We start from the raw sequence: 12681 nt of genomic DNA, 5'->3' as shown, positions 1-12681 counted from the left end.
CCCCGGCGCCGTCCCGCCACTGGAGCGGCCAATCGCATGTCGACACTCCCCCCAGACACCGCATCCCCCGGCGCCATCATCGAGGCGCTGCCGCTGTTTCCCCTCAACACGGTACTCTTCCCCGACGGCCGCCTGCCACTGCGTGTGTTCGAGAAACGCTACGTCGACATGGTGCGCAACTGCATGCGCGATGGCACGCCGTTCGGCGTCTGCCTGATCACCAGCGGCGAGAAAGTGGCACGAGCCGGCCACGAAACGGTGCCCGAGGAAATCGGCTGCCTGGCGCAGATCGTGGACTGCAACATGGAGCAGCTGGGCGTGCTGCTGATCGAGACCCGCGGACGGCGGCGCTTCCGCGTGCTGTCCCACGCCACGCGCGACGACGGACTGCTGGTGGCCCAGGCCGAAGTGCTGCCCGACGATGTCATCGACTGCAAGCTGGAGCTGCTGAGCGAGTGCCTGGAGGCGCTGCGCCGCATCGTGGCTTCGGTGCACAGCGAACAGCCCGACAAATCCCGGCTGCCGTTTGCCGAACCCTATCTCTGGGACGACCCGACCTGGGTGGCCAACCGGCTATGCGAACTGCTGCCCGTGCCGCTCAAGGCCAAGCAGATGCTGATGGCGCTGCCCGATGCCGGCATGCGCATCGAAATCGTCCACCGCTACATGCGGCAGCACCACATCGTCTGACGGCACTGGTCGCCGGAACGCCAGAAACTCAGGAATTCAGAAAAGTCCGATGCGCGCCTGGTCTTCGAGCAGGCGCCGCACGGGGGCGGGCGTGCCCAGAGCATCAAGATCGTCCAGCGACAGCCAGCGCCGCGCGTCGCCCATTGCGCCGTTGGCAGGCCGCGTTGCCGCGTCCAGGTCCACACGGACCGCACGGATCAGCAGCCGGAAGTGCGTGAAGACGTGCGTCAGTTCGCCAGCGAGGTGCGCGCGCACGGGCTGGCCGAATTGCCGCGCCGTTTCCAGCGCGGCGTCCTCGGCGGCTTCCGCGTCGAACGGCAGGCTGTCCACCGCTATCTCAGGCAGGCTCCACAGCCCGCCCCAGATGCCGCTGTCGGGCCGCAGGTTGACGAGCACATCCCGGCCATGGCGCACGATCAGCATCACCGTGCTGCGTTCGGGAATCGCGGCACGCGGCTTGGGCGTGGGCAGCAACGCCGTGAGGCCGTCCCGGCGCGCCACGCAGTCCACGGCGAGCGGGCAACTGTCCGCATCGCCCAGGCACGCCGGCTTGCCACGCGAGCAGATCGTCGCGCCCAGATCCATCAGCCCCTGCGTATAGGCCACCATGTCTTCGGCCTGGTTCGGTCCGGCCGGCGGCAACGCCTGCCCGGCCAGCGTCCACATGCGCGTCTCGATGGCGCGCTCGCCAGGGTAGCCGTGGATGCCGAACACGCGCGCAAAGACGCGCTTGACGTTGCCGTCGAGGATTGGCGAGCGTACGCCCGCGCTGAATGCGGCGATGGCCGCCGCCGTCGAGCGCCCGATGCCGGGCAGCGTGACGAGCACGGCGGGATCGGTGGGAAACACGCCGCCGTGGTCTTCCATGACCACCTTCGCACAGCGATGCAGGTTGCGCGCACGCGAGTAATAGCCCAGGCCGGCCCACAGCGCCATGACCTCGTCGGCTGGCGCGGCAGCCAGCGCGGCCACGGTGGGCAGGGCCGCGACGAATCGTCGGAAGTACTCGATCACGGCCGCCACCTGGGTCTGCTGGAGCATGATCTCCGAGAGCCAGATGCGGTACGGATCGCGCGTGTTCTGCCACGGCAGATCATGCCGGCCATGCTGGCGCTGCCATGTGACCACACGCATGCCGAAATCGGCGGGTACGGCGGTTTCATCGTGGAGCACGGGCACGGCTGAAGGCTTGCGGGGCATTGCGGGGTGTCTGGAAAAGAAAAGGCGCCGCTCGAAGGCGGCGCCACATGATACCAACGATGGCGGAACGGCTATGCAGCGCGCGCCGAAGCCTCGACCGGCACCTCCACCAGCTTGCGCGTGAAGGATTCGATCCTGGTGCTGCGCTCGTCCAGGCCGTTCAGCACGTCCTCCAGTTCGGCGATGCGGCTTTCCAGCGTGTCGGTGGCCTCGTGGATCCGCTCGATCGAATCCACGCGGCGGCGCAACTGCTTCTGGTGCTCGCGCACCTGCGCCTCCAGCGGCGTCATTACCGACTTGAGCCAGATCTCGATGTCGCGGTTCAGGTCGCGGAAGTTTTCCAGCACCCGGCTGGCCATCGTCGCGAACGCATTCTGCACCAGTTGCGGACGCGAACGCGTCAGCATGTTCACGGTGCCGAAGTGCGCGTTGACCAGCGCCAGCGTCTCCTGCAGCTCGGCCGCGTAGCGCGAGGTCACGAACTGCATCGGCGACGGCAGCGTGAAGCCATGCTCGGCGTTGAAGCGGCGATACATGCTGTCCACCAGCTGATGCAGGCCGGCAATCTTCTGGTCGGCGTCCTGGATCAGCCCGGCCAGCTGGCCGAACAGCGCCTCCATGTCCTCTCGCAGGCCGCGCGAGAAGAATCGCTCCTTCATCTGCTCGCGCTTGTCGCGCATCGTGCGGCGCACGTCGCGCAACTGCAGGCTCTTGATGATGTCGGCGCTGTGGCGGCCGAACACCAGGCGCAGCGCCTGGAACTTGGCGATGCTCTGCTCGAACTCTTCCTTCTCGCTCTGCACGCGCATCAGCATGTGCTTGACCATCGCGTGGTTCTTGCCGCGCAGGCCGCGCAGTTCGAACAGCTGCTCGACGATATCGCGCCGGCGGCTCTGCAGCAGCTGCTGCGCACCGCGCGACATCTCCTGCACCAGGCGATGCACCTGGTCGGACACGATCTCGCGCCGCTGCGGGATCAGCTGGTCGGACAGCACGTTCTCGAACTGCATCAGGTTGCTGCGCACCAGCAGGGGCTGGTCGTGCGTGACCTTGGCCACCAGGCCCTTCTGCGCCGACACCGGATACACGCGGCGCTCCTCGATGCCGAGCGTCTGCGCCGTGCTGCGAACCTGGCGCGCGATCTCGCCCGCGATCTCGGGCGACGACTTCAGCGGATCCCACAGGCCGTCGATCTTGTTGAGCACGGCCAGGCAGCCGCGGCGATGGCCCGCGCCCACGTGGCTGCGCCACAGCGCAAGATCGCTCTTGGTCACGCCGGCGTCGGCGGCCAGCACGAACACCACCACGTGCGCATCGGGAATCAGCCGCAGCGTCAGTTCCGGCTCCGTACCGATCGCGTTCAGGCCTGGCGTGTCCAGGATCACCAGGCCCTGACGCAGCAGCGGGTGCGGGAAGTTGATCACCGCATGGCGCCAGCGCGAGATTTCGACCATGCCGTCGGCGTCCACCGAATACGCGGCATCGGGATCGTTCTCGTTGTACAGGCCCAGCGATTCGGCCATGGCCGGCGTCACGCGCGTGGTTTCCACCACGTGCTGGAAGGCGGCCAGCATGCCCTCGGGGGACGACGGGTCCAGCGGCACCGTGGTCCAGTGCGAATTGGCCGAGCCGGGCTCCATGAAGTCGGCCGTCGAGGCGTCCTGCAGGCGCGTTTCGATCGGCAACAGCCGGATGCAGGGCGGTTCGTGCTCGTCGTAGCGCAGCTCGGTCGGGCACATCGTCGTCCGTCCGGCGGACGAAGGCAGGATGCGGCGACCGTAGTCGGCAAAGAAGATGGCGTTGATCAGCTCGCTCTTGCCACGCGAAAACTCGGCAATGAACGCCACCTTGAGGCGGTCGCTCTTGAGCACGTTCTGGATGCGCTGGGCGCGGTCGTCCGCGGTGGCGTCATGCAGATCGTACTGTTGCAGCCAGGACTGGAATTCGGCGAGTGACTGAAGGACCCCGGTTCTCCAGGCGCCATATTGTTCGAATTGTTGGGCGAGGCTCGTCATGAGTGATTCGCTGTATCGGCTCGGATTTATGGTTTTGGGCGCGTACTGCACGACTGGCACCGGGCTTTGTCCGTTGACCCGCGGACCCGAAGCCACTCGTTCCGCCGGATGCCGTTGTCATAGGGGCGAATCCGGCAGTTTTTGTAACTTTTTATGACTGCGCACACGATACAGGTTTCCGGACACATTTTGTGGAATTCACGTCCCTTGTTGTGCTTCTGTGACCGGAGTGTTGCGCCGACCCATCGGCAATGGATTGCGACAATATTTCGCCATCGGATTGCCATGGTCGGCCCCGAGTCAGCGGGCGCCGAATGTTGCCGGCTCAACACCGCTGGGAGCGGCCTTGGGCGACAGGTCAGTGCTGGCAACGCGGGCAGTAAAAGGTCGAGCGTTGACCCTGGACGATTTGCCGAATCGGTGTGCCGCAAACGCGACATGGCTCGCCTGCGCGGTCGTAAACCAGGCAGTCGAGCTGGAAGTAACCGCTGCTGCCGTCGCTGCCCACGAAGTCGCGCAGCGTGCTGCCACCCCGCGCGATGGCTTCGGTCAGCGTTTCACGCACGGCGGCAGCCAGTTTCTCGTATCGGGCCAGGCTGATCTTCCCGGCCGGCGTAGTGGGACGTATGCCGGCGCGGAACAGGCTTTCCGAGCAGTAGATATTGCCCACGCCGACGACGATTTCCCCGGCCAGCAGCGCCTGCTTGATCGCCACCGAGCGGCCGCGTGTGAGCCGATGGAACCAGGTGCCGTCGAAACGCGGGTCGAACGGCTCGATGCCGAGCCTGCGCAGCAGCGGGTGTGCGGACAGCGCCGCTTCGGCCAGCGGCGTCCAGACGATCGCGCCAAAGCGGCGGGGGTCCCGGAATCGCAGCACCATGACGGGGCCGGCTTCCGCTTCATCCGATGCGTCGGCCGGTGCCAGCGCGAGGTCGAGATGGTCGTGGGGGCCCGCCGGGGGCGCGTCGGGATACACGCGGAGCGTGCCGGTCATGCCCAGGTGGACAAGCAGCCAGCCTGCCGAATCGTCTCCGGGCCCAGGGCCCTGCCCGCCAGTGGGCGCCGGCAGGCATTCCAGCAGCAGGTATTTGCCTCGCCGTTCGATGCGGCCGATCACGCGGCCGGTCAGGCGCGCCTCGAGTTCGGGCTCCACGGGCCAGCGAAGTCCGCGATGACGCACGGTCACCTGGACGATGCGGCGCCCCACCACGTGCGGCAGCAATCCGCGCCGCGTGACTTCGACTTCCGGTAGTTCTGGCATGGCACCCCGTGATTTTCGGCCGGAATCCGGCCCCGCTTTCCCAGCCTCGCAGAACCTATGGGCTGCTTTTGCGCTCCAATGACGCAGGGAATTCCCTGCCGCCAGGCCTGCATTGTGCGGGTTCCCATACGTAAGCGCCCCGCGGGGCAAGCAGCGCATTGTAGCGGCAGGCTACAATGCCCCCATCCATTCCCACGCCCCGTGCGCCGGAGCTTTGCTTTCATGCCGGACAACATCTTGCCCTCTCAAGCCATGCGCCCGGAACCCATCCAGATGAACACATTCCGTTTCCGTCGCCATGCGCGCGCCCTGGGCGTGGCCGCGTGCCTGGCGTTTGCTTCGCTGGCCAACGCCGCTCCGGCAACGGTCGCGCAGAACGATGACGAAGTCATCGAAGTGCCTGCGCCGTCAACCGCCGCCAAGGCCGCACGCACGCCGCTGCCGAACGTCGCGCTGACACCGGAGATCCTGTACCGCGTGCTGGCTGCCGAGATCTCGATGCAGCGCGGGCTGGTGGGACCGGCCTACCGCACCTACATGGATCTGGCGCGGGAAACGCGCGATCCGCGCCTGGCGCAACGGGCCACGGAAATCGCCTTCAATGCGCGCGTCGCGCAGCAGGCACTCGACGGTGCGCGCCTCTGGGCCGACCTGGCGCCGAAATCGCCTGCCGCGCGGCAGGTCCTGTCGACGCTGCTGGTACTCAACGGTCGCTGGGAAGACGCCGAACCGCTGCTGGTGCAGCAACTGGCGGCGGCGCCGGCCAACCATCGCGGCGAAGCGATCCTGCTGCTGCAGCAGCAGATGGCCCGTACCAGCGATCCGACGGGCGCGGTGGGCGTGCTCCAGCGCATCACGGCCAACGACGCGAAGCTGGCCGAAACGCACCTGGCATTGGCGCGTGCACGCGAGGCCGCCGGCGACAATGCCGGCGCGCTGGCCGAACTGGACCAGGCGCTGCGCATCAAGCCCGACCTGGAGCCCGCCGCACTGATGGCGGCCGAACTGCAGGCCGAGTCGGCCACCGACAAGTCGATCGAGGTGCTCAAGCGGTTCCTGGCGAAGTCGCCGTCGTCGGTCAATGGCCACATCACGCTGGCGCGGCTGTATCTGCAGAAGAACGACATGGAAGCCGCGCGCGCCGAATTCGAGGTGCTGCGCAAGGTGGCCCCGAACGATCCGCGCGTGCCGCTGGCGCTCGGCCTGACCAGCCTGCAGGCCCGCAGCTACGACGACGCCGAACGCTATCTGAAGGAATACCTGCAGATGGCCGAGAAGTCGCCGGCTGCCAGCCCCGACATCGCGTACCAGTACCTGGCCCAGATCGCCGAGGAAAAGAAGGACTACGCGGCGGCCATCGGATGGCTCGACAAGATCGAGGACGGCCGCCTGGCCACCGCGGCGCAGGCCAAGCGCGGCCAGTTGCTGGCGCGCATGGGCAAGCTCGACGACGCCCAGGCCGTGTTCGGCGACCTGCTGGCCGATGCCGAGGATATTTCCGATCCGTTGCAGCGCGCCCAGCGCATGACCGCGATCCGCCAGGCCGAAGTGGGCGCACTGCTCGAAGCCAAGGCCTACGATCGCGCGCGCAGGGTGCTGAACGAACGCGTGAAGGTCGAGCCCGAGAATGCCGACTGGCTCTACGAGCTGGCCATGCTCGACGAACGCGAAAAGCGTTACGACAGCATGGAAAAGGGCCTGCGCAAGGTCATCGCGCTGCAGCCCGAGCAAAAGCAGGGCTACAACGCGCTCGGCTATTCGCTGGCCGATCGCAACGAGCGCCTGCCCGAGGCGCGCAAGCTGCTTGAACGTGCATCGGAACTTGGGCCAGACGATCCGTACATCATGGACAGCCTGGCGTGGGTAAAGTATCGCCAGGGCGAACTGCAGCCCGCCGCCGACCTGCTGAAGACTGCCTACAGCAAGGCGCCCGAAGCCGAGATCGGCGCGCACCTGGGCGAAGTGCTCTGGCAACTGGGCCAGCACGAGGAAGCGCGCAAGACGTGGACCGAGGCGGCCAAGGTGGAGCCCGAGAATCCGACGCTGATCGACACGCTGCGCCGTTACAACCAGAGCGTATCGCTGTCCAAGTAGCCCCGCATTGGTATCATGCCTAGCCGCCCGGGCCCTGCGCCCGGGCGCTGCGTTATGGCGATCCATCCGATGTAAAGCCATCGCCCCGACCGCCGCCTTGTGTCGCCAGCAAACATCGAACGCCGTCCAACTCCCGACATCTTGCACATGCTCCGATCCCGACGCCTGGCCCTGCTCTGCGTGGCTGCCCCGCTCTGGCTTGCCGCGTGCAGCACCATCACGCCATCCCGTAGTTTCGACGCCAGCGAGACCGCGCGCAGCGAGCACTACACCGGGCGCTTTGCCGCCAACTACACACGCTACGGCCGCAGCGAGGGCGTGCAGGGCAGCTTCCGCTGGCAGGAACAGGGCCGCAATGTGCGGCTCGACCTGATCTCGCCGCTGGGTCAGACGCTGGCCGTGGTCACCAGCACCCCGTCCGGTGCCACGCTCGACCTGCCCAACGAAAAGCCGCGCAATGCACCCGAGGTGGACAGCCTGATGGAGCAGGCGCTGGGCTTCTCGCTGCCGGTCTCCGGCATGCGCGACTGGCTCCATGCGCGGCCCGCGCCTGGCGCGCCTTCCAGCGTCACGCGCGACACCAGTGGACGGCCCGACACGCTGAAGCAGAACGGCTGGACGGTGCGCTACGTGACCTGGCAGGACGCGCCCGAGGGCACCCCTGCCCCTTCCGCCCAGCCGCGCCGCATCGACATGGCGCGCGACGGCAACGAAGCGCCGCTGTCCGTGCGGCTGGTGATCGATCCCAAATCCGAACAATGACGCAAGCCATGACCGCAGGCACCGCCCTGCCACCCGCCGAACTGCGCAACTGCCCCGCGCCGGCCAAGCTCAACCTGTTCCTGCATGTGACGGGCCGCCGCCCTGACGGCTACCACACGCTGCAAACGGTATTCCAGTTGATCGACTGGTCGGACACCCTGCACTTTCGCCGCCGCGACGACGGCGTGATCGCGCGGGTCACGGACATCCCCGGCGTGCCTGCCGATACCGATCTGGTGGTGCGCGCGGCACGCGCGCTGCAGCAGGCCAGCGGCACGCGGTTCGGCGCGGACATCGCCATCGACAAGATCCTGCCGATGGGCGGCGGCATCGGAGGCGGATCGTCCGACGCGGCCACCACGCTGCTGGCGCTGAACCATCTCTGGGGCACGGGCGTGCCGCGCGAAGAACTGATGCGCATCGGTCTTGCGCTGGGCGCCGACGTGCCCGTCTTCGTGTTCGGCCAGAACGCATTCGCCGAAGGCGTGGGCGAGGAACTGACGCCCGTCGACCTGCCCGAAAGCTGGTTCGTGGTCATCCATCCGCGCCAGCATGTACCGACTGCAGCAATTTTTTCCGATGAACGCTTGACAAGGGATTCCCCGATCTCTATAGTTGCGGACTTCGCTGCTTGCACAAACAAATTCGCTTTCGGTCGCAACGACTTGCAAGCGATAGCAACAGCGAAGTTCGGCGAAGTTGCCCGAGCCCTTGAATGGTTGAGACAATATAGTCCGCATGCAAGGATGACCGGTTCCGGAGCCTGCGTATTTGCCCGTTTTGAAGACGAGCAGGATGCGCAGAAGGTGATGGAAAGGTTGCCGTCCGATTGGGATGGCAGGTGTGTGAAAAGTTTGTCTCACCACCCGCTCGCAACATTCGCATAGCAGGTTTTCGTTTGGCGAAGTACTGAAGTAAAGTTCGGTTCGGCGACAGACGTTAAAGGTTGTGTAGGGGAGTCGCCAAGTTGGTCAAGGCACCGGATTTTGATTCCGGCATTCGAAGGTTCGAATCCTTCTTCCCCTGCCATTACTTCCTATAGTGTCCAACGGACATGCAGATATCGCTACCGGCGCTGGCCGGTGGCGCAAAGCTCCCCCAGCAGCAAGACAGGTGCCCCGAATGAGCGTCGAAGGCTTGATGGTATTTACCGGCAATGCCAACCCTAAACTCGCGGAGGCTGTCGTACAGCACCTCGGCATTCCGCTGGGCAAAGCTCTGGTCGGCCGTTTCTCCGACGGTGAAGTCCAGGTAGAAATCCAGGAAAACGTTCGCGGCAAGCACGTCATCGTGCTGCAGTCCACCTGCGCGCCGACCAACGACAACCTGATGGAGCTGATGGTGATGGTCGATGCGCTCAAGCGCGCCTCGGCACGCAGCATCACCGCCGCCATGCCTTACTTTGGCTATGCGCGCCAGGATCGCCGTCCGCGTTCCGCCCGCGTGGCCATCTCGGCCAAGATCGTGGCCAACATGCTCGAAGTTGCCGGTGTGGACCGCGTCCTGACGATGGACCTGCACGCTGACCAGATCCAGGGCTTCTTCGATATCCCCGTCGACAACATTTACGCCTCGCCGGTTCTGCTGGGCGATCTGCGCGAGAAGAGCTACGGCGACCTGCTGGTCGTTTCGCCGGACGTCGGCGGCGTGGTGCGTGCCCGTGCGCTGGCCAAGCAGCTCGACTGCGACCTGGCCATCATCGACAAGCGTCGCCCCAAGGCCAATGTGTCCGAGGTGATGAACATCATCGGTGAAGTGGCCGGCCGCAACTGCGTGATCATGGACGACATGATCGATACCGGCGGTACGCTGTGCAAGGCTGCCCAGGTGCTGAAGGAACGTGGCGCGCTGAAGGTGTTTGCCTACTGTACGCACCCGGTGCTGTCGGGCGGTGCCGCTGCCCGCATCGCGGCTTCGGAACTGGACGAAGTGGTGGTCTGCGACACGATTCCGCTGTCCGACGAAGCCCGCCAGTCCGGCAAGATCCGCCAGGTTTCGACCGCCCCGCTGCTGGCCGAGACCTTCACCCGGATCGTCAAGGGCGATTCGATCATGTCGCTGTTTGCCGATCACTGATCGGTATACAAGCGCAGGACAGGCAAAAGCCTGCTAGAATTTTAGGTTTACCGCATTGGCCACCTCAGGGTGGCCAATGTGATTCATGCGGTACGGTTTGATTGTCGTATCGTCAGTCGAGGCTGTCTGGTCGCGGACGGCCTTCTTCACATCTGGAGTTGAACATGAAAGTAGTCGCTTTCGAGCGTAGCGTACAGGGAACGGGTGCGAGCCGCCGCCTGCGCAATTCGGGCAAGACCCCCGGCATCATCTACGGCGGCGCCGCCGAGCCGAAGATGATCGAACTGGATCACAACGCCCTGTGGCACGCCCTGAAGAAGGAAGCGTTCCACTCGTCGATCCTGGACCTGGAAGTGGCTGGCAAGGCTGAAAAGGCCCTGCTGCGCGCATTCCAGATGCACCCGTTCAAGCCGATGGTGCTGCACGTCGACTTCCAGCGCGTGTCGGCCACCGAAAAGATCCACGTGAAGGTGCCGTTGCACTTCATGAACCAGGAAACCGCTCCTGGCGTGAAGCTGGGCCACGGCATCGTGAACCACATCCTGAACGACCTGGAAGTGTCGTGCCTGCCGGCCGACCTGCCCGAGTTCATCGAAGTGGATCTGGCTGCCGCCGAGCTGAACCAGACCATTCACCTGTCGGACCTGAAGCTGCCGAAGGGCGTGACCGCCATCACCCACGGCGACGACAACCCGGCCGTGGCCAGCATCTCGCTGCCGGCTGGCGCCCAGTCGTCGGAAGCCGCTGAAGGCGAAGGCGAAACGCCGGCTGCCTAAGCTGCCCGCGCTTCACGAAAAGACCGCCGGTTCGCCGGCGGTTTTTTTTCGTACGCGGTTTTCGCGTATCCTTTCACGCCTGCTTTTTCGCTTTCTTCAGCCCATGATCAAGCTCATCGTCGGCCTCGGCAATCCCGGGGCGGAATACGAGGCCACCCGCCACAACGCCGGTTTCTGGCTGGTCGACCAGCTGGCCCGCGTGGGCAGCACCACGCTGCGCGTGGAAGGCCGCTTCCATGGCCTGGCCGGCCGCGCGCGGCTCTGGGACCAGGACATCTGGCTGCTCAAGCCATCCACGTTCATGAACCGCTCGGGCCTGTCCGTGGTGTCGCTGGCGCGCTTCTACAAGATCCTGCCCGACGAGATCCTGGTGGCGCACGACGAGATGGACCTGCCGGCGGGCTCGGTCAAGCTCAAGCGCGGCGGCGGTTCTGGCGGCCATAACGGCCTGAAGGACATCTCCGCCCACCTGACTACGCAGGACTACTGGCGCCTGCGCCTGGGCGTGGGCCATCCCCGCAACACACCGGGCGGTTCCGCCGGCGGGCGCGAGGACGTCGTCAATTTTGTGCTGAAGCCGCCACGCAAGGAAGAACAGCAAGCCATAGACGAAGCGATCGACCGCTGCATGGGCCCGCTCGGGGCACTGGCGCGCGGCGAGAGCGAGCGCGCGATGATGGAACTGCACACGAATCGCTAGACCCGCCGCGCGGCAAACCGCCATGAAAAAAACCCCGCCGACCTTGCGGTCGTGCGGGGTTTTTCGTTTGCCTGTCTGCTTGGTGGGGCCGGAACGAAGTGGCCGGATGTGTCTCCGGCTTCAGGCCACATGCTTGGCTGCTGTCAGCAGCCGGTAGCGTTGCATCAGCACCTCGTGTGTTTCGACGCGGTTCGGATCCTTCGGAATGCAGGCCACAGGACAGACCTGCTGGCATTGCGGTTCGTCGAAGTGGCCGACGCACTCGGTGCACTTGTTGGGGTCGATCTCATAGATCTCGGGCCCCATCGAGATGGCTTCGTTCGGGCACTCGGGTTCACAAACGTCGCAATTGATGCAGTCGTCGGTGATCAGTAGCGCCATGATGGTTCCTTCCTGCGATCCCACCCGCGCCCGGACTGGCCACGGCGGCGGAATCGAAGCCCGTATTTTATTCCGGTTTGCCGATCTTCTCCTGAAGCCAGCGCTCCACGGAGGGGAAGACAAACTTGCTGACATCGCCGCCAAGCAGGGCGATCTCGCGCACGAACGTGCCGGAGATGAACTGGTACTGGTCGGACGGCGTCAGGAACATCGTCTCGACATCGGGCAGCAGGTAGCGGTTCATGCCGGCCATCTGGAATTCGTATTCGAAATCCGACACCGCGCGCAGGCCCCTTACGATCACGCGCGCATTGTTCTTGCGCACGAAATCCTTGAGCAGGCCCGAAAAGCCTTCGACCCTGACGTTCGGATAGTGGCCCAGCACCTCGCGGGCAATGCCGATGCGCTCTTCGAGCGAGAAGAACGGGCGCTTGTTGGGGCTGTGCGCCACGCCGACCACGAGTTCGTCGAAGATATTCGACGCACGACGGACGAGATCCTCGTGTCCCCGGGTCATGGGATCAAAAGTACCGGGATAGACGGCGACGACCATGTTTCCTCCTTTGGGGCTGCCCGTTGCCGGCCCGCGATGCCGGGGCCGCTCTCGAATACTGTCTGCGTGACGGGCGTTGGACAAACAACAGCGGCGTAGTGTAACCCCAAACGCAGCTTTTGGAAGTGCGCCCGACCGGCTTTTTGCCGCATTGCAGCAGGCCGCAAACGCTT

12 protein-coding genes and 1 tRNA gene are annotated in these 12681 nt (G+C 65.3%); 8 read left to right on the top strand and 5 right to left on the bottom strand.

Annotated elements, in window-relative coordinates:
• Window positions 1–36 precede the first annotated feature (36 nt).
• Window positions 37–690, top strand: coding sequence for an LON peptidase substrate-binding domain-containing protein (locus tag BLQ58_RS26010; RefSeq protein WP_092603194.1), 654 nt, complete (start codon window positions 37–39; stop codon window positions 688–690).
• A gap of 36 nt (window positions 691–726) precedes the next feature.
• Here BLQ58_RS26010 and mutY read toward each other — a convergent pair whose 3' ends face one another.
• The 3 genes from mutY to mutM all read right to left on the bottom strand — a co-directional run bounded on the left by mutY (window position 727) and on the right by mutM (window position 5166).
• Window positions 727–1890 carry an A/G-specific adenine glycosylase gene (gene mutY, locus BLQ58_RS26005; RefSeq protein WP_092603192.1) on the bottom strand — a complete coding sequence of 388 codons (1164 nt, stop codon included), beginning with the start codon at window positions 1888–1890 and terminating at the stop codon, window positions 727–729.
• A gap of 71 nt (window positions 1891–1961) precedes the next feature.
• Window positions 1962–3905 (bottom strand): dynamin family protein, encoded by a 1944-nt coding sequence (locus BLQ58_RS26000; protein WP_092603190.1) that lies wholly within the window; start codon window positions 3903–3905, stop codon window positions 1962–1964.
• Window positions 3906–4263: 358 nt separating this feature from the next.
• Complete coding sequence (mutM, locus tag BLQ58_RS25995) at window positions 4264–5166, bottom strand: bifunctional DNA-formamidopyrimidine glycosylase/DNA-(apurinic or apyrimidinic site) lyase (protein ID WP_092603188.1); 903 nt, start codon at window positions 5164–5166, stop codon at window positions 4264–4266.
• 273 nt (window positions 5167–5439) lie between these two features.
• Here mutM and BLQ58_RS25990 point away from each other — a divergent pair, with 273 nt between their 5' ends.
• The 7 genes from BLQ58_RS25990 (at window position 5440) to pth (ending at window position 11574) form a co-directional block, all read left to right on the top strand.
• A complete protein-coding gene (locus tag BLQ58_RS25990; protein ID WP_254776166.1) occupies window positions 5440–7260 on the top strand; it encodes a tetratricopeptide repeat protein in 1821 nt (606 codons plus the stop codon).
• 147 nt (window positions 7261–7407) lie between these two features.
• Window positions 7408–8022 (top strand): lipoprotein insertase outer membrane protein LolB, encoded by a 615-nt coding sequence (gene lolB / locus BLQ58_RS25985; RefSeq protein ID WP_092603184.1) that lies wholly within the window; start codon window positions 7408–7410, stop codon window positions 8020–8022.
• Between the two features lie 8 nt (window positions 8023–8030).
• Window positions 8031–8909 (top strand): 4-(cytidine 5'-diphospho)-2-C-methyl-D-erythritol kinase, encoded by an 879-nt coding sequence (ispE, locus tag BLQ58_RS25980; protein ID WP_092603245.1) that lies wholly within the window; start codon window positions 8031–8033, stop codon window positions 8907–8909.
• A 65-nt stretch (window positions 8910–8974) separates the two neighbouring features.
• Window positions 8975–9051 (top strand) — tRNA-Gln (locus BLQ58_RS25975).
• Window positions 9052–9144: 93 nt separating this feature from the next.
• Entirely contained in the window at window positions 9145–10098 is a 954-nt protein-coding gene (locus BLQ58_RS25970) for a ribose-phosphate pyrophosphokinase (RefSeq protein ID WP_066739710.1), read from the top strand.
• A 164-nt stretch (window positions 10099–10262) separates the two neighbouring features.
• The gene (locus BLQ58_RS25965) at window positions 10263–10874 is read left to right on the top strand and encodes a 50S ribosomal protein L25/general stress protein Ctc (RefSeq protein WP_092603182.1); all 612 of its coding nucleotides are present in this window, start codon (window positions 10263–10265) and stop codon (window positions 10872–10874) included.
• A 103-nt stretch (window positions 10875–10977) separates the two neighbouring features.
• A complete protein-coding gene (pth, locus tag BLQ58_RS25960) occupies window positions 10978–11574 on the top strand; it encodes an aminoacyl-tRNA hydrolase (RefSeq protein ID WP_092603180.1) in 597 nt (198 codons plus the stop codon).
• Window positions 11575–11694: 120 nt separating this feature from the next.
• Here the strand turns inward: pth and BLQ58_RS25955 are convergent, their stop codons facing one another.
• A complete protein-coding gene (locus tag BLQ58_RS25955) occupies window positions 11695–11955 on the bottom strand; it encodes a YfhL family 4Fe-4S dicluster ferredoxin (protein WP_092603178.1) in 261 nt (86 codons plus the stop codon).
• A 67-nt stretch (window positions 11956–12022) separates the two neighbouring features.
• Window positions 12023–12508 carry a pantetheine-phosphate adenylyltransferase gene (gene coaD / locus BLQ58_RS25950; RefSeq protein ID WP_092603176.1) on the bottom strand — a complete coding sequence of 162 codons (486 nt, stop codon included), beginning with the start codon at window positions 12506–12508 and terminating at the stop codon, window positions 12023–12025.
• Between the last annotated feature and the right edge of the window lie 173 nt (window positions 12509–12681).

Source organism: Ralstonia sp. 25mfcol4.1 (assembly GCF_900104095.1).
Taxonomy (GTDB): Bacteria; Pseudomonadota; Gammaproteobacteria; order Burkholderiales; family Burkholderiaceae; genus Cupriavidus.
Note: the sequence above shows the minus strand (reverse complement) of the source record. Positions and strands in the feature narration are given on the sequence as shown.